The sequence below is a fragment of the Sinorhizobium medicae genome (assembly GCF_007827695.1).
Lineage (GTDB): Bacteria > Pseudomonadota > Alphaproteobacteria > Rhizobiales > Rhizobiaceae > Sinorhizobium > Sinorhizobium medicae.
In genome coordinates this window covers 32,354-52,502 of the sequence record NZ_VITA01000012.1, presented here as the reverse complement: position 1 = coordinate 52,502, position 20,149 = coordinate 32,354, and the positions used below count along the sequence as shown (strand labels likewise).

General features: G+C 61.1%; 21 protein-coding genes. 14 read left to right on the top strand and 7 right to left on the bottom strand.

Annotated elements, in window-relative coordinates:
• The first annotated feature begins 12 nt into the window (after positions 1–12).
• A complete protein-coding gene (locus FB009_RS20135) occupies positions 13–1,845 on the top strand; it encodes a carbamoyltransferase family protein (protein ID WP_011976109.1) in 1,833 nt (610 codons plus the stop codon).
• Positions 1,846–1,962: 117 nt separating this feature from the next.
• Here the strand turns inward: FB009_RS20135 and FB009_RS20130 are convergent, their stop codons facing one another.
• Positions 1,963–2,457, bottom strand: a complete 495-nt coding sequence (locus FB009_RS20130; protein WP_024311484.1) for a hypothetical protein — start codon at positions 2,455–2,457, stop codon at positions 1,963–1,965.
• Between the two features lie 290 nt (positions 2,458–2,747).
• On the opposite strand from FB009_RS20130, the gene FB009_RS20125 reads away from it, so the two are divergent.
• Together FB009_RS20125 and FB009_RS20120 are read left to right on the top strand one after the other, a co-directional pair.
• Positions 2,748–4,169: an aminotransferase-like domain-containing protein gene (locus tag FB009_RS20125; RefSeq protein WP_162304032.1), complete on the top strand. Its 1,422-nt coding sequence runs from the start codon at positions 2,748–2,750 to the stop codon at positions 4,167–4,169.
• A gap of 201 nt (positions 4,170–4,370) precedes the next feature.
• A complete protein-coding gene (locus FB009_RS20120) occupies positions 4,371–4,790 on the top strand; it encodes a DUF983 domain-containing protein (protein ID WP_102045215.1) in 420 nt (139 codons plus the stop codon).
• Positions 4,791–4,892: 102 nt separating this feature from the next.
• Here FB009_RS20120 and FB009_RS20115 read toward each other — a convergent pair whose 3' ends face one another.
• A complete protein-coding gene (locus FB009_RS20115; protein ID WP_011976105.1) occupies positions 4,893–5,780 on the bottom strand; it encodes an SDR family oxidoreductase in 888 nt (295 codons plus the stop codon).
• A 160-nt stretch (positions 5,781–5,940) separates the two neighbouring features.
• On the opposite strand from FB009_RS20115, the gene FB009_RS20110 reads away from it, so the two are divergent.
• Positions 5,941–6,345, top strand: a complete 405-nt coding sequence (locus FB009_RS20110; RefSeq protein ID WP_011976104.1) for a winged helix-turn-helix transcriptional regulator — start codon at positions 5,941–5,943, stop codon at positions 6,343–6,345.
• Positions 6,346–6,434: 89 nt separating this feature from the next.
• Here FB009_RS20110 and FB009_RS20105 read toward each other — a convergent pair whose 3' ends face one another.
• Complete coding sequence (locus FB009_RS20105; protein WP_011976103.1) at positions 6,435–7,154, bottom strand: aspartate/glutamate racemase family protein; 720 nt, start codon at positions 7,152–7,154, stop codon at positions 6,435–6,437.
• Between the two features lie 205 nt (positions 7,155–7,359).
• On the opposite strand from FB009_RS20105, the gene FB009_RS20100 reads away from it, so the two are divergent.
• The 3 genes from FB009_RS20100 to FB009_RS20090 all read left to right on the top strand — a co-directional run bounded on the left by FB009_RS20100 (position 7,360) and on the right by FB009_RS20090 (position 10,201).
• Positions 7,360–7,824: an Lrp/AsnC family transcriptional regulator gene (locus FB009_RS20100; protein ID WP_018011899.1), complete on the top strand. Its 465-nt coding sequence runs from the start codon at positions 7,360–7,362 to the stop codon at positions 7,822–7,824.
• 25 nt (positions 7,825–7,849) lie between these two features.
• Positions 7,850–9,118 (top strand): NAD(P)/FAD-dependent oxidoreductase, encoded by a 1,269-nt coding sequence (locus tag FB009_RS20095; RefSeq protein ID WP_011976101.1) that lies wholly within the window; start codon positions 7,850–7,852, stop codon positions 9,116–9,118.
• Positions 9,119–9,301: 183 nt separating this feature from the next.
• On the top strand, positions 9,302–10,201 hold the full coding sequence (locus tag FB009_RS20090) for an aminoglycoside phosphotransferase family protein (RefSeq protein WP_011976100.1): 900 nt from the start codon (positions 9,302–9,304) through the stop codon (positions 10,199–10,201).
• Positions 10,202–10,240: 39 nt separating this feature from the next.
• Here FB009_RS20090 and FB009_RS20085 read toward each other — a convergent pair whose 3' ends face one another.
• Together FB009_RS20085 and FB009_RS20080 are read right to left on the bottom strand one after the other, a co-directional pair.
• Positions 10,241–10,999, bottom strand: coding sequence for a thermonuclease family protein (locus FB009_RS20085; protein ID WP_011976099.1), 759 nt, complete (start codon positions 10,997–10,999; stop codon positions 10,241–10,243).
• A gap of 387 nt (positions 11,000–11,386) precedes the next feature.
• Complete coding sequence (locus tag FB009_RS20080) at positions 11,387–12,154, bottom strand: hypothetical protein (protein ID WP_145161932.1); 768 nt, start codon at positions 12,152–12,154, stop codon at positions 11,387–11,389.
• Between the two features lie 170 nt (positions 12,155–12,324).
• Here FB009_RS20080 and FB009_RS20075 point away from each other — a divergent pair, with 170 nt between their 5' ends.
• The 3 genes from FB009_RS20075 (at position 12,325) to ilvC (ending at position 15,063) form a co-directional block, all read left to right on the top strand.
• Positions 12,325–12,915, top strand: a complete 591-nt coding sequence (locus FB009_RS20075; protein ID WP_011976097.1) for a transglutaminase-like cysteine peptidase — start codon at positions 12,325–12,327, stop codon at positions 12,913–12,915.
• A gap of 421 nt (positions 12,916–13,336) precedes the next feature.
• A complete protein-coding gene (locus tag FB009_RS20070; protein WP_011976096.1) occupies positions 13,337–13,984 on the top strand; it encodes a TetR/AcrR family transcriptional regulator C-terminal domain-containing protein in 648 nt (215 codons plus the stop codon).
• A gap of 59 nt (positions 13,985–14,043) precedes the next feature.
• Positions 14,044–15,063, top strand: coding sequence for a ketol-acid reductoisomerase (gene ilvC, locus FB009_RS20065; RefSeq protein ID WP_011976095.1), 1,020 nt, complete (start codon positions 14,044–14,046; stop codon positions 15,061–15,063).
• 68 nt (positions 15,064–15,131) lie between these two features.
• Here ilvC and FB009_RS20060 read toward each other — a convergent pair whose 3' ends face one another.
• On the bottom strand, positions 15,132–15,386 hold the full coding sequence (locus tag FB009_RS20060; protein WP_011976094.1) for a hypothetical protein: 255 nt from the start codon (positions 15,384–15,386) through the stop codon (positions 15,132–15,134).
• A 206-nt stretch (positions 15,387–15,592) separates the two neighbouring features.
• Here FB009_RS20060 and FB009_RS20055 point away from each other — a divergent pair, with 206 nt between their 5' ends.
• From FB009_RS20055 to FB009_RS32785, 4 genes are all read left to right on the top strand, one after another.
• A complete protein-coding gene (locus FB009_RS20055; RefSeq protein ID WP_011976093.1) occupies positions 15,593–16,546 on the top strand; it encodes an adenylate/guanylate cyclase domain-containing protein in 954 nt (317 codons plus the stop codon).
• Positions 16,547–16,698: 152 nt separating this feature from the next.
• Entirely contained in the window at positions 16,699–17,643 is a 945-nt protein-coding gene (locus FB009_RS20050; protein WP_011976092.1) for an ABC transporter substrate-binding protein, read from the top strand.
• Positions 17,631–18,329 carry a L,D-transpeptidase gene (locus tag FB009_RS20045; RefSeq protein WP_028054194.1) on the top strand — a complete coding sequence of 233 codons (699 nt, stop codon included), beginning with the start codon at positions 17,631–17,633 and terminating at the stop codon, positions 18,327–18,329. The genes FB009_RS20050 and FB009_RS20045 overlap by 13 nt, the downstream gene beginning before the upstream one ends.
• Positions 18,330–18,375: 46 nt before the next feature.
• Positions 18,376–18,726, top strand: coding sequence for a hypothetical protein (locus tag FB009_RS32785; RefSeq protein WP_011976090.1), 351 nt, complete (start codon positions 18,376–18,378; stop codon positions 18,724–18,726).
• 746 nt (positions 18,727–19,472) lie between these two features.
• Here FB009_RS32785 and FB009_RS20035 read toward each other — a convergent pair.
• Entirely contained in the window at positions 19,473–20,078 is a 606-nt protein-coding gene (locus tag FB009_RS20035; protein WP_011976089.1) for a class I SAM-dependent methyltransferase, read from the bottom strand.
• Between the last annotated feature and the right edge of the window lie 71 nt (positions 20,079–20,149).

Here is a 20,149-nt window from a genome sequence, read left to right as displayed (position 1 = left end):
GCCGCTGCGCCCATGCGTATTCTCGGTATCTCGGCATTTTATCACGACAGCGCGGCAGCGTTGATCGAAGATGGACGCATCGTTGCCGCGGCGCAGGAGGAGCGGTTCACACGAAAGAAACATGACTCCGCCTTTCCGGCCAACGCCCTGGCCTATTGCCTGGCCGCAGCCGAGTGCGAAATGGCTCAGATCGATCATGTCGTGTTCTATGACAAGCCGTTCCTGAAATTCGAGCGGCTGCTTGAGACCTACCTCGCATCAGTTCCGCGGGGATTCCGTTCCTTCAAAATGGCAATGCCGCTCTGGATCAAGGAGAAACTGTTCCAGAAGAAACTGTTGCGCAGCCAGTTGGGCAAGCTAGCTGGCGTAAAGGAATGGTCCGGCTCGCTTTTGTTCACGGAGCATCATCTGGCCCATGCCGCCAGCGCCTTCTTTCCGTCACCTTTCCCCAGCGCCGCAGTGCTGACGATGGATGGCGTCGGAGAATGGTGCACGACCTCGTTGGGCCATGGCCGCGGCAAGGACTTCGAAATACTGAAGGAGATCCGCTTTCCTCATTCGCTCGGACTGCTTTATTCCGCGTTTACTTACTACACCGGTTTCAAGGTCAATTCCGGCGAGTACAAGGTGATGGGGCTGGCGCCCTATGGACGCCCGATCTTCGTAAAGAGAATTTTGGATAACTTGGTGGACCTGAAGGAGGACGGTTCATTCCGTCTCGACCAACGCTATTTCAACTATTGTGCCGGCCTTACCATGACCTCTCCCGCCTTTCACAGTCTGTTTGGCGCGGAGCCGCGCACTCCGGAATCGCCGCTGACGCAGCGCGAGATGGATCTCGCTGCCTCGATTCAGGCGGTTACCGAAGAGATCGTTCTGAGACTTGCCCGCTTTGCGCGCCGGGAAACAGGCGAACGGCACCTCTGCCTTGCCGGCGGCGTCGCGTTGAATTGTGTTGCAAACGGCAAATTGCTCAAGGAGCGGATATTCGACGATATCTGGATCCAGCCGGCCGCAGGCGATGCGGGCGGCGCGGTGGGCGCGGCGCTGGCGGCCTGGCACGGCTATCTGGGAAACGGGCGATCCCCCGACGGACGAGACGGGATGGCAGGAGCTTATCTTGGTCCGGCATTCGACCAGCGGGATATCGAGAAGCGGCTGACCGCCAGCGGTGCCGTATACGAAGTCTTGGACGACGAGACATTGATCGCCTCGACCGTAGACGCTCTCGTGGAGGAGAAGGCGGTCGGATGGATGCAGGGCCGTATGGAATTCGGCCCGCGCGCGCTGGGGGCGAGGTCGATACTGGGCGACCCGCGCTCGCCAACCATGCAAAAGACGCTGAACCTCAAGGTCAAATACCGCGAGAGCTTCCGCCCCTTCGCCCCCTCGGTAAGGCGCGAGGACGTGGCGGAGTGGTTCGATATCGACGTCGACAGCCCCTATATGCTGCTTGTCGCCGATGTGCTCGACCGCCACAGACTGGCTACGGTTTCCGACGAGGCCGATTTGTTCGGCATAGACCGGCTGAACGTTCCGCGATCGAAGATCCCCGCGGTCACGCATGTGGATTATTCAGCCCGGGTGCAGACGGTGCATCGAGAAACCAATCCGCGTTACTGGCAGCTGCTGAGCGAATTCAAGGCGCGAACCGGTTGCCCGATATTGGTCAACACCAGCTTCAACGTTCGCGGCGAACCGATCGTCTGCACGCCTGAGGATGCATTCCGGTGCTTCATGGGCACCGAGGTCGAATGCCTCGTGGTGGGCAATTGCTTTCTGAAGAAAGAGGATCAGCCACCAGCCCTTAGACAGGACTATAAGGAGCGCTTCGAGCTCGACTAACGGAAAGTTCCAGGTCACCGCGATCTGATTTCACGAGGCAACTTAACGGCGCCCGTAGCTCCTTAGACAGGCATTTGCGCTTCTCTCCGAACCGGATACTCTAATCCATGGCCTCAGCTACCGGACGTTTGCAAACTGAGCCCGGGATCCGCCCGTCGCGTCAGCCACACGCCAACCGAGGCGGTCGCCGATGGCAATGGGGGAGGCGGGGTGTGCCTCGGCAAGGCTCCGTCTGCGGGCAATTCTTTCAAGCAGTACCCTGCTATCCAGCTTTGAGAAGGCCATTCCGACGGATTCGATCGTGTCCGGAGCTATCCGACAACGAGCCGCGATTCGGCGGAAAGCTCTGGTCGCGGCATATATCTCTTCGGCGAACAGAACTGCCTCGCGCACGCGCTTCTCATCGTTGATGTCCACGTAAAGCACACCGGGGATCGAAAACGGCAGCGTTACGACAATCGGGTCCAGCACCGCGTTGACTGCAGGTGGGGTAACGCCGTTAAGAACGAAAACCACGAGGCCGGTCTGGCTAGCCCAGTAACCGGCGATGATCAGTTCAGCAGGCAAGTGGATGCCAGAGCCGGCAATCTCGATAACGCTTCGCGTTTGCATGTGTCTGCCCACGTCAAAAGAGGGGCCGAGGCCAAGATTACTGATGGCAGGGCGCCAGGTGGCGCGCGTTCGCCTTACAATTTAGCTGAATGCTTGATTTTCTGGGCTTCAAATACGGTGCAGAGATTATCGTCTTCACAACGCTTCCACCATATGCCCTTGGATATATGCCCTTCCCCGCGGACCGGGCCGGCGCGCGTGCCTTTACGGGGCGAATACCGAGGCGACCGCTCTTGCGCCGGCTGCAGCCTCCATGCAACATCCATACATTGAACAGTCGCAAGGTTTCGATGAACGAGGATCGCGTTGAGGTTTCCTGGGTGCCGGCGCTCGACAGAGCGAAGGGGCCTCTTTATCTTGCCATTGCAGACGAGATCGCCGCCGACATCGCCGCAGGCCGGCTGGCAAACGGCATGCGCCTGCCGCCGCAACGGGTTCTGGCGGCGGCGCTCGGTATCGACTTTACCACCGTCAGCCGCGCCTACAACGAAGCGCGTCGGCGCGGCTTGGTCGAGGGCCGCGTGGGGCAGGGTACCTATGTCAGGACCCGTGAGAGGAGTTCGGGCCGTCCGTCAGCGGATCGCCTCGCGGCTGGTCTTGTCGACATGAGCATGAATCTGCCGCCGCTCTTCGACGACCCGGCTCTGTCGGCGAAAATGTGGGCGGATGTCGGGGCACTCGGTCATGGCGGGCTTGACCAGCGGAGCCCTGAACTGTTGATGCGCTATCAGCCCGTCGGCGGCACGGAGCGGGACAGGTCTGCAGGGGCGGCCTGGCTCAAGCCGCGGCTCGGTGGACTTCAGGCCGATCGGATGGTCGTCTGCACGGGCGCGCAAGGAGCATTGCTTGCGAGCGTCGGCATGCTGGCGACGAAGGGTGACAGGGTCTGCGCCGAAGCGCTGGCCTATCCGGGCCTCCGTTCGCTGGCCGCCTATCTGGGCATCGAACTCGTCAGTGTTGGGATCGACCGCAACGGGATCTTGCCCGAAGCCTTCGAGGAGGCGTGCGTCCTCCATAGGCCGAAGGCTCTCTATTGTAATCCCACGCTTCACAATCCGACGACCGCCACGCTCCCGCTCGATCGCCGCGAAGCTATCGTGGAGATCGCACGCCGCCACGGCGTAGCCATTATCGAGGACGACGCCTACGGGGCCTTGCCCGCAAGTCCCGTTCCGCCATTGGCCGCGCTCGCGCCTGACCTCGTCTATCATGTCGCAGGTCTTGCCAAGTGCCTCTCGCCGGCGCTTCGCATCGCCTATCTGGTCGCGCCTGACCGATCGGCGGCCATCCGCCTGGAAGGCGCGGTTCGGGCGACGGCCGGGATGACGTCGCCTCTTTCGGTCGCCATCGCAACGCGTTGGCTGGAGGAAGGAACGGCGCAGGCGGTCCTGGACGCAATCCGCACCGAGGCCGGCGCACGCCAGCAGATCGCGAGCAGGAGCCTCGAGGGCGCGGACCTTTCGAGCGATCGCGAGGGCTTCCATCTCTGGCTGAAGCTTCCTTCCGGCTGGAATCGCGGTGAGTTTACCGCACAGTTGCGAGCGGCCGGGATCGGCGTCGTCGCAAGCGATGCCTTTGCGATATCGGATCCACCCGAAGCTGTGCGGCTCGGTCTCGGCGCCGCCCGAACGCGCGATGACCTGCGGGAGAGTCTTGACGTCATCGCCGGCCTTCTTGCCCGCTCGCCGGCTGCACACAATCTCATTGTCTGAATTCGTTGCAGTCGCGCCTGACGTGGTGCGTGAATGCCCTTGTTGCGCGAATTTGCCGCGGCGCAATATGCATACAATCCGTTGTTTCTGTATGGTTTGTATGTCAATTTGTGCGCGTCAAAGTGAAGGTTCCGCCGACTGTGGGAACGTCTCGCAGGCTTAAGGGTTTGCGGAACAGGAAGACTGCTGAAAGGAAGAACGATGCCGGATCAAGTGTGGCCGCCTCTGTCGCCGCTGCATACGGGCTTGCGCGGCCGCTGCCCCCGTTGCGGGCAGGGTCATCTGTTCGACGGATTCCTGAAGCTCAGGCAAGAATGCGAAGTCTGCGGCCTGGACTATTCGTTCGCCGACCCGGCGGACGGTCCAGCTTTCTTCGTCATTTGCTTCGCCTGCGTGCCGAGCGTTTTGCTCGGCGTGTGGCTGGAAGTGCAGTACGGCGCAGCGCTGTGGGTCCATCTGCTGGTCACCGGACCCTTTATGCTCCTGACCTGCATTCCCCCCTTAAGGCCTCTCAAGGGGTGGCTGGTGGCGAGCCAGTATTTCTACAAGGCGGAGGAAGGAAAAGTGGTTCGTCAGGCCGCGCCCTCGCTGGAAAGCTCGAACGAGAAGGCCATTCGCTGAAGGTGCGGCTAACGCAGCACCAAGTTTCGCAACACCACACCCTTGGGCCAAGGGGGCCCCGGCCGAACCAGGTTCGCCGAGGTCCTCTTGCTGAGCTCCTGATCAGTGCGTGAGTGCAGCCTTGTTTGTTTCGAGGAAGGAGGCGAGTTCTGTGGGGTTCCGACCGGTCATGGCAATGGCGTTGTCGGTCACCACATCGAAATGCCCCTCCCGTGTATTGGCGTCAAAGGACACCAGGATCGGAATGAAGAAGTCCGGCACACCCGCACCCTTGAGGCCTCCGGCCAAGGCTTCGTCGGAAATGTGGACGACGTCGAGCGCTTTGCCGGTAGCTTTGGTAACAAGGGCGGCGATCTCGTCGGTCGTGTAAGCCTGCGCTCCCGTCAGCGTATAGGTGCGGCTTTCCGTCGAGCCTGATTGGAGCGCGGAAGCGGCGGCGGCGGCGAGGTCGCGACGGCTGATGTGCGAAATGCGGCCGTTGCCGGCGGAGGAGAACCATCGTCCTGTCGCAAGGGCGCGGGGCAGTGACAGGAGAAGGTTCTCCATGTACCAGGCATTGCGCAGGATGGTGTAAGGAACGCCCGTCGCCTTGATGGCTTCTTCGGTTCCGAGATGGTCGGTTGCGAAGGGAATGACCGATGCTTCCGGCGCGGGCATCGAAGTATAGAGGATATGGTTCACCGAGGCCTTCTTCGCTGCCTCGACCGCGGTGAGATGCTGCTTGAGACGCTTGCCCGGCTGGTCGAGAACATCCGTCGAGATGATGAGGATGCGGCCGGCGCCGGTGAAGGCCCGTTCGAGCGAGGCCGGATCGTCGAAATCGGCAGCACGGGTCTCGACACCCTGCGCCGCATAGCCTGCCAATTTGGCGGTGTCCCGGCTGGTGGCGATGATATCGGCCGGCTTCGTTTTTCCGGATTCCAGAAGCGCATCGAGTACGAGCTTGCCAAACTGGCCGGTCGCTCCGGTAACGAGCAATTTTTGAGACATGTTCTTCCTTTCGCTTCCATCCAGCCGGTTCGGCATGCCCCCGAGGCATGATCTCGTATCTGAAGCTGGTCTCTTTTCGAGAGTTGCTCTTATCTCGTTATCTGCTAAGAGCTGTAAAGGAGGCAGTTTTTTCTGCCGTGGTTACGAAATGGGTACCGCCATGAACAAAGCGACGGCTGCGGTGAAGGGCGAGCGGGTGGCAGTCATCTGCGGCGTACCCTTCGATATCGACAATTGTCCGGTGCGTGACGTGATGGACAATATCGGCGGCAAGTGGAATTCGCTGATGATCCTGTCGCTCGCCGACGGCCCGTTGCGGTTCTCGCAACTCAGACGGCTGATTCCAGACATATCGCAACGGATGCTGACGCAGACGCTACGCGATCTTCAGCGCGACGGTTATCTGAACCGCACCGTCTATCCGACGCAGCCCCCGAGCGTGGAATACAGCCTTACCGATCTCGGCCACTCGTTTCTGCCCGTTTTAAAAGTTTTTGTCGACTGGTCGCTCGAGAATCACGACGCGATCCGAAAGGCGCGTACGGCGTTCGACGCGCCGGCATGAAGCGTCTCGCATTCGAACAGTTCATGCGGGCGCCCGCAAATTCATGATGTCGGATGGGCGGCTGCCCATCCGCTGCCGCGACCTCGTGCTCAAGCGGCGCGGGTGATGCTCGGTCCTCCGAGAGCGAACTCGACAGCCGCCTCGGCGTGAATGGCGGTTGAATCGAAGCCCGGGATCGGCAGATTGGCAGGATCGAGAATGAGGCAGATTTCGGTGCAGCCGAGAATGACGGCATCCGCGCCATCCGCCTTTGCTTTTTCGATGAGCGCAATTAGCGCGTCGCGCGAGGAGTCCAGTACCCGGCCGGCGCAGAGCTCGTCGAAAATGACATTATGGGTCAGCGTGCGGCCGGCGGCGTCAGGGACCATCAGATCGATGCCATGGGTTTTCATGCGCTCGGCATAGAAGCCGTGTTCCATCGTGTAGCGGGTGGCGAGCAGCAACGGCTTGCGGCTGCCGGCACTCTTTAGGCGTTGGGCCGTCTCGTCGATGATGTTGATCAACGGAACATCGACCGAGCGCTGCACCGCATCCGCGATCAGGTGCATCGTATTGGTGCAGATCAAAATGCAATCGGCCCCACCGGCGACGAGCCCGCGGGCAACATCGGAAAGACGCAGTGCGGCCTCATCCCAGCGGCCGGCTTTTTGAAGGTCCACGATCCCTTGGAAATCCACGGAATGCAGAAGCACTTCCGCGGAATGCAGTTTACCGCGCCGCTCGCGTACGGCTTCGTTGACCATTCGATAATAGACAGCCGAACTTTCGAAGCTCATGCCGCCGATGAGGCCGATTTTGCGCATTTCCATTATCTCGTTCCCTGCTCTTGTGCTGCGAACCCTCGGGAACGCTTCGTCACCTTCTCCGTTCCACTGCTAGATTATCATGCGGGTGGGGTTGGATGCGGTTGCTTTGTCCGGCGTCCCTCTGTATTTTTTCGCGCAGTATTTGCGTTAAAAATATGAAAGGCGCAAATTTTCGGCGCATGCCGCGTTAAAGGCAAGGAGTCGGAGCGTGCTAGACGATAGAGACCGGAAGCTGCTCATGCTTTTGCAGCAGGATGCGAGCGTCCCGATGAGCGATCTTGCCGAGCGGGTGAGCCTTTCTCTTTCCGCCTGCTCGCGGCGCATTCAGCGGCTCGAGGAAGCGGGGTATGTGAGCAGGCGCATCGTCGTGCTCGACCGCGAGAAGATGGGCGTGCCGACGACAGTGTTTGCGCTGATCAAGACGGCGCATCATTCCGACGACTGGATAGAAAAGTTTCGGAGAGCGATCAGCGACATACCGGAGATCGTCGAGGCGCATCGGCTGACGGGCAATTACGATTACATCGTCAAGGTGGTGCTGCCGAGGGTCGAGCACTATGACGTGGTCTACAAGCAGATCGTGCGAAAGGTGGAGCTGTTCGACGTTTCCGCCTCGATTTCCATGGAAGTCCTGAAAAGCGGTACCGCAGTGCCCGTCGGCTACGCGGATTAGGGCAAATGTAAGGGGAACGAAGAGCATGCAGGAAAGACATCATGTCGTCGTGATCGGTGGAGGTTTCGGCGGTCTGCAACTCGTCAACGACCTCAAGAGCGCGCCAGTCAGAGTTACGCTGATCGATCGGCGTAACCATCACCTGTTTCAGCCGCTGCTCTACCAGGTGGCGACCACGGTGCTTGCGACCTCCGAAATCGCATGGCCGATCCGCCGGCTCTACCGTGACCGGCAGGAGGTGACGACGCTGCTTGGTGAGGTCGTCGGCGTCGATCCGAGTGCCGCGGAAGTGATGCTGGCGGATGGACAATCGGTTCCCTACGACACGCTGGTGCTGGCGACCGGGGCGACGCACGCATATTTCGGCCACGACGAATGGGCACCGGTTGCGCCTGGGCTGAAGACGCTGGAGGATGCGACGACCATTCGCCGGCGCGTGCTCATTGCCTTCGAGCAGGCGGAACTGGAAGAGAATCCGGCCGAGCGCGATGCGCTACTGACCTTCACGATCATCGGAGCAGGACCGACAGGAGTAGAGCTTGCGGGCATCATCGCCGAAATGGCGCATCGAACGCTGCCTGGCGAGTTCCGCCGGATCGACACGCGCCTGGCTCGGGTGGTGCTTGTGGAGGCAGGCCCGCGCATTCTCCCCGCATTCAGTGAGAAGTTATCCGCCTATGCCTCCCGCGAGCTGGAGAAGCTGGGCGTGGAGGTGCGCACGGGCACGCCCGTAACCAACTGCACCGAAGAAGGGGTCACTATCGGTGAAAGCTTCGTGCCGAGCCGAACGCTTGTCTGGGCGGCAGGGGTCCAGGCATCGCCCGCCGCAAAGTGGGTCGGCGTCGAGGCGGATCGTGCCGGCCGCGCAAAGGTCGGCCCCGACCTGTCGGCGCCGGATCACCCGAACATCTTCATCGTCGGCGATACGGCATCCGTCATCCAGGGAGACGGCAAGCCGGTGCCCGGCATCGCACCGGCCGCCAAGCAGCAGGGCGCCTATGTTGCCCAGGTCATCCGTTGCCGGCTTGGCGGTTCGCCTGCGCCAGGTCCGTTCCGCTACCGGCACCAGGGGAGCCTCGCCACGATCGGCAAGCGTGCGGCGATCATCGATTTCGGCAGGATCAAGCTCAAGGGTTCGCTCGCCTGGTGGATCTGGGGCATCGCCCATATCTACTTCCTGATAGGCACCCGCAGCCGCTTTGCCGTGGCGTGGAGCTGGCTATGGACCTATCTGAGCGGTCAGCACAGCGCACGGCTGATCACGCAGAAGGACACGCTTCGAGGGGATAAGTGACTGCGGGCGAGGGCATTTCCTCCTGTGGCCAGGCGAGCCTTCTACTCGGCGACCGCACGTGTGCTCGGGCTGATACGTATTGACGCTTGATCGATGCAGCAGTTGGTATGGGCCGGCGGGGTTGCCCACTCCGATGTTTTCGTTACAAGCTGGGTGCCTTCACGATCAGAGTGCGGTATTTCCATGTCTGACACCGACATGCCCGTGATCGACGCGGTTCTCGCCAGGAGACTGATTGCAACACAGTTTCCACAGTGGGCGGATCTGCCCGTAAGGCCGGTCGAGTTCGGCGGGTGGGATAACAGAACCTTTCGCCTCGGTAAGCACATGACCGTGCGACTACCAAGCGCCGCTCACTACGCGCTCCAGGTGGAAAAGGAGCAAGAATGGCTGCCCCGGCTCGCGCCTTCCCTGCCGCTGCCTGTGCCCGTTCCGCTGGCGATGGGCAGGCCGGGCGAGGGATATCCCTGGCACTGGTCGGTCTATGAGTGGCGCCACGGCGAGATCGCCACGCGGGCGCAAATTGCCGATCTCAGCCGCTTCGCAACAACAATCGGCGAATTTCTGGCTGCGCTGCAACGGATCGACGCCCAGGGCGGCCCGCCGCCCGGCCAGCACAACTTCTTCCGGGGCGGAGCATTGACCGTCTATGACCGCGAAACGCGCTGGGCGCTCGACGCGCTTGAAGGCAGGATCGACGTCCACGCCGCGCGCCTGGTGTGGGAGGCCGCACTTGCTTCTGCCTGGGACAGGGCTCCCGTCTGGTTCCATGGCGATGTCGCCGCCGGCAATCTTTTGGTTGAGAATGGCCGTTTGAGCGCCGTGATCGATTTCGGAACGTCGGGCGTGGGCGATCCGGCTTGTGATCTGTCGATCGCCTGGACGATGTTCGAGGAGACGAGTCGTACCGCATTCCGTGCCGCTCTCCGGCTCGACGAAGGGACCTGGGCGCGTGGCCGAGGATGGACGTTGTGGAAGGCGCTGATCGTCGCTGCCGAGATGCCGGGCACCGATCGACGGGAGGTTGAAAAGTCGCGGCGGATCATCGACGCCGTTCTGTCGGATCACCGCCGCTACGCATAAAGGTTCCCGTTACAGCGCCGCAGCCTGTTCCCGGCGGCTTCAACCGGATACGCGGGCGGTGGACTGGCCGCACCATGACTGGGGCCGCCCGCTACGCTTTTTGGCGAGTCCCTCCGATATGAGAATGTCTCCAAGCGATCTGCCGTTTCTGACGACGAGCCGCCGCTTGCCGGGCTCATCGCCCGGGGCGGATTCGGATGCCACCAGGGCGAAGTTTCCTGCATTCAGCAACTCGCGCAACCGTGCCTTGGCGTAGGAGCCGCGCGATCGTTCCTCGTCACACTTCGCAAGCTTCGTTTCCGGTGCGTCGATGTCGGCAATGAGAATTCTCTGCCCGTTGAACAGGAACGTGTCGCCGTCCAGGACGCAATTGTCGTGCCGAATACCGCAAAAAAAGAAGGTGTCGCTCTCGGGTGGCCGCTGGCCAGCCTGTTCGAGTGAATGGGCCACTGGCGGCTTGACGGGTGCTGGCGGGATCAAGGCCGCTTTCTGCGCTATGGATCCCGTATGTTCCTTTGGACGGACAGGGATCGGAATGGTCGCGAGTTCCACCTTCTTTGGCGGTCTCTTCTCGGCGTTCTTCTTAGCTTGAACCTTTTTCTCAGTGAGTTCCTCGTCCGGCGAAAGTAGTGCCGTCAGCTGCGATGTACTGGCCAGACGGTCGAGTTCCCCCCGGTGATCGTAAGCGACGATCCCTCCGACGATGATTGCGGCCGCGAGATACCAGCGGCCCATACCATTCTGGCTGCTCTTCCGTCGCGTGCTGCGCTTCCGTCGTTTGGGATTGGTCTTGGTCATGCGATTCGGTCCTCGATTGCGGCGGCATTATCGAGGCCAGGAGTTAGTGAAAGGTTGTCGTAGCTTGCGCAATCCGTTCATTTTCAATGCCGAAGAAGAAAAGGGCGACACCTGCGGGAGCCGCCCTTCGAGAGTTTCCGTTGACGTTGCTGAACAAGCGCCCCGGCTTGCCGCTTTCCCAGTCTGGCTGCTACCCGGCAATTTTGGCTGACGCCAATATCGCTTATTTGGGTCATATACTTGGAAGGAAACAGGCGGAGACGGTGCCCGCCCGCTTCATCCAGTTCGTGCCGTTCGTGCCGACACGCAAGCCGTCAACGTTGGCGTCGCTGTTATCGCATATGCCAGGGACTTCCGTCGTCGCAGCGTGGCCGTGGCCGTTGCCGCTCACTTATCGCCCTTGTCCTTCCCGCCTTTTCCTTTTCCGTCCTTGCCGCCCTTGCCATTGTCCTGGTGGCCTTTGCCGCCGTCCTGACCGCCCTTACCGCCGTCCTGACCGCCCTTACCGCCGTCCTGACCACCTTTGCCGGGATCCTGGCCGCCGCCCCCGTTGTCGCCACCGCCGCCGCCGCCGTTGTCGGCACCGCCGCCGCCGCCGCCGGTGTCGCCGCCGCCGCCGCCGCCCCCGTTGTCGCCACCGCCGCCGCCGCCGGTGTCGCCGCCGCCGCCGCCGCCGTTGTCGCCACCGCCGCCGCCGCCGTTGTCGCCGCCGCCGCCGCCGTTGTCGCCGCCGCCGCCGCCGTTGTCGCCGCCGCCGCCGCCGCCGCCACCGCCGCCTCCACCGCCGCCACTGCCGCCGCCACCGCCGCCACTGCCGACTGTACCAGCACTACCCCGGCTGGCGCCGCTCTTGCCGCCACCTCTCATTGGGCCGCTTGCGGTGGAATCGCTGCGATCGTGCCGTCCGGTGCCAGCACCGATGGTTGCCGTCGTCAGAGGCGGACACATTTTAATCTGCGCAGGAGTAAGGATTTTTGAGCGGTTTATTGCAACGCAACATGCCGCGAAGTTGGCTTCCGAAAGCGGGCTGCACTGACGGGCAGTCATGCGCTGGCGCTGTACTGCGTCTGCGTCCGTCGTAACCACGACGGCGCCGATCGTTGCCGTGGAGAGTATGAAGAATGTTCGAAATATCGATCTATTAATTCTTTTCATTTCTATACTCCTTAAAACATTAACTTTAAAAATACTTTTTAGAATTGAATTAAAATTAACTGTGGTCAATTTACGAAATATTAGTAGATCGCCATATCGCGGCCTCATTTCGGGTTATCAACCATGGCTTAATCTATCTTAGCTAGTCTCTACGTCGGATCGGGGGACTTGTGCCCGTCGTTGGAGAACGCCTCGTGAAACGCTTCATTGCGCAGACAGTCTTTTTGTTGCTTATTGGAGCCCCGGGGGCTGCAGATGCCGGTACAACCATGAGGACTTCCGGCAAGGCTTTCGCACCGCCCGCCTTCGCATCTTTCTGCGTCCGCGAGCCACGCCTCTGCAGCACAGGCGGCGGCGAAAAGGCGGTCGTTCTTGCTCCGGATAAAATCAGCCAGCTCAAACAGATCAACAGCGCCGTCAATGCGAGCATCCGCGAACGCAGCGACCGCGCAAACGTCGGCAAGGACGATGACTGGCGCGTGCCGACCGCTTACGGAGACTGCGAGGACTTCGCAATCCTCAAGAAGCGAGAGCTGTTGAAGCGCGGCTGGCCCGCATCGGCACTGCTACTCACGGTTGCGCTCTTTCGTGGGGAGGGCCACACGGTTCTCACCGTCCGCACGAGCGAAGGTGACCTGGTTCTCGACAACAGGACCAATTCGGTCAGAGATTGGTCACGCACCCCTTATAATTATTTCGCCCGGCAATCCCAGTCGAACGGCAGGCGGTGGGAACTGATCGCAGGTGCCCGAAATATCTGATTGCGAGCGCAAGGGGTCCTTTCCGGACCGGAAAACGTTACTTTCTCCAACCCGATGATTTCAGATCGGGTGGGCCGGTCTAAAATTCATCGGATTCGACTCGAGGCGCTCCCGCATGGCGAGGAATGCCGATCGCTTTAGCGCGAGCTTCCTGTGGAGATCGGCCGTTCACCGGCAAGCAGCGACGTGAACTTCGACAAGCTGAAGCCAGGCATCTGCAGCGCCGACAGTTCTTGTCGGTCCGTCGTGTGAGATCAGGCGCCGACCATCAAAAACACGAAGCGCCCGAACAGTCAGTCCCAGTTGACCTGCGTCGGTGAAGCTTTGCTTCCCTCTCAATGAAAATCCGGCTTGACGCCCCTGTCCGGGCAGAATAGAACCCCACGAACCGTACCGTACGGTACTGATGGGGCGTCAGCGGATGCAAAGCGTCAGAGCGATGAAAGAGACAGATGCCGGAAGCGGCCTGACCGAGCGCCAGGGAGCGGTGCTGGAGCAGGCTTTGCGGCTGCTTGTCGACGGCGGCGAAAAGGCTCTGACGACCGCGGGTGTCGCGCGCGCCGCGAATTGCTCCAAGGAGAGCCTCTACAAGTGGTTCGGCGACCGTGAGGGGCTCCTTTCGGCAATGATCGCCTTTCAGGCGAGCAAGGTACGCACACTCGACGTTGCCGGCGCAAAGCTGGACGGCGGCAGCTTGAGGGTGCATCTCGTCACCTTCGCCAGGGACCTTCTCGACGTGTTGGCAGGCGACGTGTCGCTGGCGCTCAACCGCCTTGCGATCGGGCAGGCGAGCCGGGAAGGCTCGAAGCTCGGGCACATGCTGCAGGAACGCGGCCGGCGCCAGATCGGACGCAGAGCGGGTGCGCTGCTGGAAGCGGGGCGCAAGGCCGGTCTGCTGGCCTTCGATGACTCCGACGAGGCCTATGGCGCGCTTTACGGGCTCGTCGTCTCCGACTGGCATCTGCGCATGCTTCTCGGGGAGGAGCCGGGTCGTTTGAAGAAGGATTTCAGCCGCAGGGCGGAGCGGGCGGTCGACGCCTTTCTCACGCTTTACGGCGCGAAAGAGTAGGGCGGCCGTATTTTTCGGCTGCCAAAGCGAAACAGACAAGCAAAGGGAAGGAAAATTCGATGCGCGTCTATTACGATCGTGATGCCGATCTCAACCTCATCAAGTCGAAGAAGGTCGCCATCATCGGCTACGGCAGCCAAGGCCGCGCCCATGCGCTGAACCTCAAGGATTCCGGAGCGCAGAACGTCGCCATCGCGCTGAAGTCGGGTTCAGCTACGGCAAAGAAGGCCGAAGCGGATGGTTTCAAGGTCATGACGGTTGCCGAAGCTGCGGCCTGGGCCGACCTGATGATGATGGCAACGCCGGACGAACTGCAGGCCGATATCTACAAGGCCGAAATCGCCGGCAATATCCGCGACGGCGCAGCGATCGCCTTTGCGCACGGCCTGAACGTGCATTTCGGCCTGATCGAGCCGAAGGCTTCGGTCGATGTCGTGATGATCGCCCCGAAAGGCCCGGGCCATACGGTTCGCGGCGAATACCAGAAGGGCGGCGGCGTTCCCTGCCTTGTTGCCGTTCATCAGGATGCTTCCGGCAATGCACTCGACCTCGCGCTCTCCTATGCCTGCGGCGTCGGCGGCGGCCGCTCGGGCATCATCGAAACCAACTTCAAGGAAGAATGCGAAACCGACCTCTTCGGTGAGCAGGTCGTTCTCTGCGGCGGTCTGGTCGAGCTTATCCGGGCTGGTTTCGAAACGCTGGTCGAGGCCGGCTATGCGCCGGAGATGGCCTATTTCGAGTGCCTGCACGAAGTCAAGCTGATCGTCGACCTGATCTATGAAGGCGGCATTGCCAACATGAACTACTCGATCTCCAACACGGCCGAGTGGGGCGAATACGTCACCGGTCCGCGCATCATCACCGAAGAAACCAAGGCCGAGATGAAGCGCGTGCTGAAGGACATCCAGACCGGCAAGTTCACCTCGGAATGGATGCAGGAGTACCGCTCCGGTGCTGCTCGCTTCAAGGGCATTCGTCGCGTCAACGACGCCCATCAGATCGAGGAAGTCGGCGCCAAGCTGCGCGGAATGATGCCCTGGATCGGCAAGAACAAGCTGGTCGACAAGGCGAAGAACTAAGATCTGCCTTCAATGAAAAGAAGGAAAGCCGGAGCGCGCTCCGGCTTTCCGTTCAGGAATTGCAGCGCTTACATCGGATCATTGCCTTTCATGGCATTCGCCATGTGAGACTTGCACTTTTCCTGGTCATTCGCGGCCAATGCTTCTTTCGCCATGGCGAGTTCCTTCTGCGCCATCTCCTTGCGGCCCGTATCGGTGATCTGACCCACGTCAGTCTCGAGCTTCGTCATGCCTGCCTGGTCGCAAACCATGTCGGCCTGCGCGAAGGCAGGGGAAATGCCGGCGGCGGATATCGCGGCTGCAATCAATACTTTTCTCAACATCTGTAACCTCCAGTATCGTCGCTTCTTGCGACACACGGAGCCCAAACCGCCGACGGGTGGATCAGTTCCTTTAGAGAAGCGAGAAGGAGCACAGGAAACTGCCGCCCGCCGCTGCTCCGGCCACCGGCATTGAGATTCACCACGGCCTCGCTATGCTGCCCGCAAGGCGCCGACCTGCCGTCGACTCCGAGCGAGGGCGAAATCCGATGTCAAGAACACGCCGTAAGCTGACGACCATCTTCTGTGCCGACGTGCAGGATTATTCGCGCCTGATGGGGAAGGACGAAGAGGGGACGCTGGCGGCCCTGAAGCGCAGCCGCGATGCCATGGCGCGCCTGATCGAGGCGCATGAGGGTCGGGTTGTCAACACCTGGGGCGATGGCCTGATCGCGGAATTTCCGAGCGTCGTGGAAGCGGTGAGGGCGGCAATAGACGTCCAGAACGAATTGGCCGGGTTGAATGCCGGGCGCCCGAGCGAAGCGCGAATGGACTATCGCATCGGCATCAATCTCGGTGATGTGATCGCTGACGGCGATGACCTTTACGGCGACGGCGTCAATATCGCGGCGCGCCTGCAAGGCTCCGCGCCGGCCGGTGGCATAGTGATATCCAGCACCGTCTATGACCAGGTCCGCAACAAGCTGGCCGTCGGCTTCGAATTTCTCGGCGCGCTGACGGTCAAGAATATCGATGGCGGCGTTCCGAGTTACGCGGTTCAGATCGGAGCGGCGGAAGGTCCGGGATTGCCGGAAGCCAGCGGCGGCTGGGGAAGACAGGGCGCCCCTTCCGATCGCGAGAACCTGGCCGCAGACACAGGAGCAGAAGGGGTGCCAGCCGGGGGCTTATCAAGGACGGACCGCCGCATTTTCGGTGTCCTCGGCGTGGCGGCGGCTGGGGTCGTCGCCATAAATTTCGCTTCGTGGGAGGGGGAGTTCTGGGCGAGATGGCCCTTGTTTGCTTTCGCCTTGATCGCCGTGCTTCGCCAGATAAGCGGGTTGACGCAATTCGACCGCGGGCTTGCCCTGCTCGGGGCCGTCGGATCTGCGGCCGTCGCGGTCAACCTCCTTTCCTGGGAGGGGCGATTCTGGGCGATCTGGCCCGTGCTCGGAATTGCGGTTGCGGCGGGGATCCGATGGGCGGTGCGCGGCTCCGCCCGGTGAGGTCCGGCCGGCATTGGCAGGTGACCGATGCAGCCGCTGTAACCAGAAGTTGACGGGACTCGGCAAGCCGTGCATTCTGCCCGCGAAAGAAAGCCAGTTCAGCAAGCATTCGCATAAAGAAGACGTCCGGGTAAACCTTTTCGGGGGGTACTATGAGGAGAGGCGGAGAGTTCTTTTGCGCGGCGGCGCTGGCGGTAGCGATGACTGCGCCGGCAGCCGCGGCGGATCTGGTAATCGCGATGCCGCCGTGGCCGTCAGGTCAGGCGGCGGCGAACATCCTCAAATTCGGCATCGCCAAGAAATTCAGCCTCGATGCGGAGGTGCGGGAACTCGGTACGCTCAACGCTTTCGTCGGCCTAGAGAAGGGCGAAATCGACATCCAGCCGGAGGTTTGGCGGCCAAATTTCGACGAGCTCGTCCGCAAGTTCGTGACCGAAAAGGGCGCCGTGACGCTGAGTACGCGTGCGGTACCTGCATGGCAGGGGATTTGCGCCACGCCGGAGGCGGCCGCGACGATCAAGACCGTTGCGGATCTCGGCGACCCGGCCAAGACGAAATTCCTGGACACCGACGGTGACGGACGCGGAGAAATGTGGATCGGCGCCGCCGAATGGCTTTCGACCGGAATCGAACGTGCGCGGGCGGCCGGCTATGGCTATGCGGCAAACCTGACGCTTGTCGAGGCCAAGGAAGATGTTGCAATGGCGGCGGTGGATGCGGCAATCGCGACGGCGCGGCCGATGGTCTTCTACTGCTACGCTCCGCATCATGTTTTCAAGCTGCACCAGATCTCCCGGCTTGAGGAGCCGCCCCATGATCCTTCCAAATGGAAAATCGCGCCGCCGAACGATCCGCTATGGGTCAGCAAGTCGAGCGCGTCCACGGCCTGGGACGCGGGCCAGTTCCAGATCGGCTATGCGACGGCTTTTGCAAAGAAACATCCCGAAGTCGCGCAGTTCCTTCAGAATGTGGACTTCTCCCCGGATGAAGTGACGGCGATGAGTTATGCGCTCCAAGTCGAGCGGCAGACGCCGGTGGACTACGCCAGGAAGTGGGTTGAAAGCCACGCGGAACGGATCGACGGATGGGCGAAATGACGATGAGCCAGGAGTTCCCGAAGATATCTGTCGGCCGCCGCAAATTTGGAAAGGCGCTGCTTCTCCTCGGTTTTTGCCTTATTCCGCTTGCAGCGCTTGCCCAGACACAGATCTACGATTCCAAGACAAAGAAATGGGTGAACTACGACAAGAGGAAAGCGCGACAGTATTTCTCGCGAAACAATCAGGTTCCCGAGGCCTTTCGCCGACAGATGGTGCCGTTTCGCACGGCGGAAGTTCCGGGCACGATTATCATCGATGGCAACCAGCATTTCCTCTATCTGGTCCAGCCGGGTGGTCAGGCGATTCGCTACGGCATCGGTGTGGGCCGCGAAGGTTTCGGTTGGGCGGGTATCGTCCGGGTGGGGCGCAGGGCCGAGTGGCCGACCTGGACGCCCCCGGCCGAAATGGTCGCACGCGATCCGAATGCGGCAAAATGGGCAGGCGGCATGCCCGGCGGACCGGACAATCCGCTGGGCGCCCGAGCGCTTTACCTTTACGAGGGCGATAGCGATACGATCTACCGCATCCATGGTACGGTGGAGCCCTGGACGATCGGTCTCGACGTCTCCTCCGGCTGTATAAGAATGAACAATGACAATATCATCGACCTGTATTCGCGCGTCGACGTGGGCGCGAAGGTCATCGTGCTGATGCAGGGGGCCGCGCTCTACAAGGGCGTGTGACCCGGAAAAGGCCGGTGACCGGGGCCGGTCGGGTGAGAGCGGGAAGTTGCAGGCTGTCGCTACGACGAGATCGGAGGGTGGGAATTTGCCGACGAGTAAAGTGGGAAGACGTCCAATTCAAGCGTGCGTGCTGGCAGCGGCTTCGCTTCTTGCCGCATGCCAATCGAATCCGGAACCTCAGGAAATGGCGCGCACGAGCCTCCAAACGGCCCCTGCAGACCTGCAACTCCTCTGCGCGAATGCTGTCGTTGCCCAGGCCGGGGGCGCAAAGGTCCTGCCCACGAGCTCCAGACAGATCGATGCAACGAGCTACAGCGTCGACCTCGATGCGGGTGGTCGCAGGTTCACCTGCATCGTAGACGGCAGCGGCAGCGTGAAGTCGGTACAGCCGGCCTAGGTATTTCCGCTTCTCTCCGAAAGCCGGAATTGATCCCATTGCAGCGAGTCGGAAACGGCTATGCGCCTCCTCTTCCGTCAACTGCGGGCCGGACACGGCTTGACAAGAGGATGACGGGCGGGATGTCGCGACACGTTTGCACGACGTCCGACTGCCTCGGCCGTTCGCAATGCAGACCACCAGCCGATGGATGCACGGACCTCGCCGCGGCTTTCTCATGCGCTACGCCACCATTCGTCATCTTCGGGCTTGACCCGAGGATCTAATCAAAAGCATCGCTGCGGCATAGAAGGACGAACTCATCAAGAAGAAAGCCGGACTGGTGCGATCCGCAGCTTTGGTGAGGTTCGCGAATGGATCCTCGGGTCAAGCCCGAGCATGTCAACTGGTAGGGTTCGTGCGTGAAGATTGCGCGAGGTCCTTGCGGATCGGCTGATTACTTTTGCACTGCAATAAGAATATTGCGATGCAAAATAAATATAGAATATTGTTCCTGTTTTTAGTCTATATTCTAGGTATTCCTTCCAAAAAACGGAATTTCGTGTTTTCATGCCATAGTGGATAGGAGGAGCACTATGGCCACGATCATGCAGCACTTCGCTCTCTTCGATTTGCTTATTCTGGCTGGGATCTCTTTTCTTTTGGTCTGCAGCTATTTCGGTGAGGGTGAGGCTTGAAATAGCCACGGCTTCTTGCCCGGTCGCACTGACCGGAGTGCAGGCGCGATGACTGCTTGTGAGGTCAAGCTACTTTCGCAGCTTGACGGCTGTAGCATGGAGCCAAAGGGTGGGTGCGCCGTCATAGCCGCTTCCTTCCGTTTCGGCTACGTCCACTTCCGGCCAACCTGCCTCATCAAAGAGCCGCACTAGAACGTCGCTCGAAGGGTAGTTGAAGAAACGACCGAAGCAGTCGCGACCCTCTGCCTTGCCGGACTTGAAACTTGCCGCCAGGACGCCGCCGTCTTTGAGCGCATCGAGGATGCGGCCCAGCACGCCGACTAGACCGGCGCGCGGAACATGCAGCAGGCATGCCTCTGCCCAAACGCCGTCAAAGGCGTCGCGCCAGCGCAATTCTTCAAAGCGCAGGACGGCAATCTTTCTTCCGAGCAGGCGAGACGCTTCGGCCGCAAGCTCCGGAGAGCCGTCCGTCGGTGTCACGTCGAAACCCTTTGCGATCATATAGGCGCTGTCCTGGCCGCCTCCACAGCCGAGTTCGAGCACGGCTGCGCCGGGTCTCAAGCGCGAAAGGAACGTGTCCAGCCGGGTGTCAGGCGCGCGGCGCGGACGGCTTGCATAGCATGCGGCGTTCTCGCGGTAGAACTGGCTCGTGTGGTCGCTGTCGAATGGCGGCAAGGGCGTCCTCCTCGTTCGGTCGATCAGTTTTGCAGCAGGTGCCCTCCCGTGCAAGCTCAGGCGACAGGCGA

What these genes read in the sequence shown, in the direction of transcription:
- FB009_RS20135 (WP_011976109.1), top strand. Translation starts at nt 13, where the DNA reads ATGCGTATTCTCGGTATCTCGGCATTTTATCACGACAGCGCGGCAGCG.
- FB009_RS20130 (WP_024311484.1), bottom strand. Translation starts at nt 2,457, where the DNA reads ATGCAAACGCGAAGCGTTATCGAGATTGCCGGCTCTGGCATCCACTTG.
- FB009_RS20125 (WP_162304032.1), top strand. Translation starts at nt 2,748, where the DNA reads ATGAACGAGGATCGCGTTGAGGTTTCCTGGGTGCCGGCGCTCGACAGA.
- FB009_RS20120 (WP_102045215.1), top strand. Translation starts at nt 4,371, where the DNA reads ATGCCGGATCAAGTGTGGCCGCCTCTGTCGCCGCTGCATACGGGCTTG.
- FB009_RS20115 (WP_011976105.1), bottom strand. Translation starts at nt 5,780, where the DNA reads ATGTCTCAAAAATTGCTCGTTACCGGAGCGACCGGCCAGTTTGGCAAG.
- FB009_RS20110 (WP_011976104.1), top strand. Translation starts at nt 5,941, where the DNA reads ATGAACAAAGCGACGGCTGCGGTGAAGGGCGAGCGGGTGGCAGTCATC.
- FB009_RS20105 (WP_011976103.1), bottom strand. Translation starts at nt 7,154, where the DNA reads ATGGAAATGCGCAAAATCGGCCTCATCGGCGGCATGAGCTTCGAAAGT.
- FB009_RS20095 (WP_011976101.1), top strand. Translation starts at nt 7,850, where the DNA reads ATGCAGGAAAGACATCATGTCGTCGTGATCGGTGGAGGTTTCGGCGGT.
- FB009_RS20090 (WP_011976100.1), top strand. Translation starts at nt 9,302, where the DNA reads ATGTCTGACACCGACATGCCCGTGATCGACGCGGTTCTCGCCAGGAGA.
- FB009_RS20085 (WP_011976099.1), bottom strand. Translation starts at nt 10,999, where the DNA reads ATGACCAAGACCAATCCCAAACGACGGAAGCGCAGCACGCGACGGAAG.
- FB009_RS20080 (WP_145161932.1), bottom strand. Translation starts at nt 12,154, where the DNA reads ATGAAAAGAATTAATAGATCGATATTTCGAACATTCTTCATACTCTCC.
- FB009_RS20070 (WP_011976096.1), top strand. Translation starts at nt 13,337, where the DNA reads ATGCAAAGCGTCAGAGCGATGAAAGAGACAGATGCCGGAAGCGGCCTG.
- ilvC (WP_011976095.1), top strand. Translation starts at nt 14,044, where the DNA reads ATGCGCGTCTATTACGATCGTGATGCCGATCTCAACCTCATCAAGTCG.
- FB009_RS20060 (WP_011976094.1), bottom strand. Translation starts at nt 15,386, where the DNA reads ATGTTGAGAAAAGTATTGATTGCAGCCGCGATATCCGCCGCCGGCATT.
- FB009_RS20055 (WP_011976093.1), top strand. Translation starts at nt 15,593, where the DNA reads ATGTCAAGAACACGCCGTAAGCTGACGACCATCTTCTGTGCCGACGTG.
- FB009_RS20050 (WP_011976092.1), top strand. Translation starts at nt 16,699, where the DNA reads ATGAGGAGAGGCGGAGAGTTCTTTTGCGCGGCGGCGCTGGCGGTAGCG.
- FB009_RS20045 (WP_028054194.1), top strand. Translation starts at nt 17,631, where the DNA reads ATGGGCGAAATGACGATGAGCCAGGAGTTCCCGAAGATATCTGTCGGC.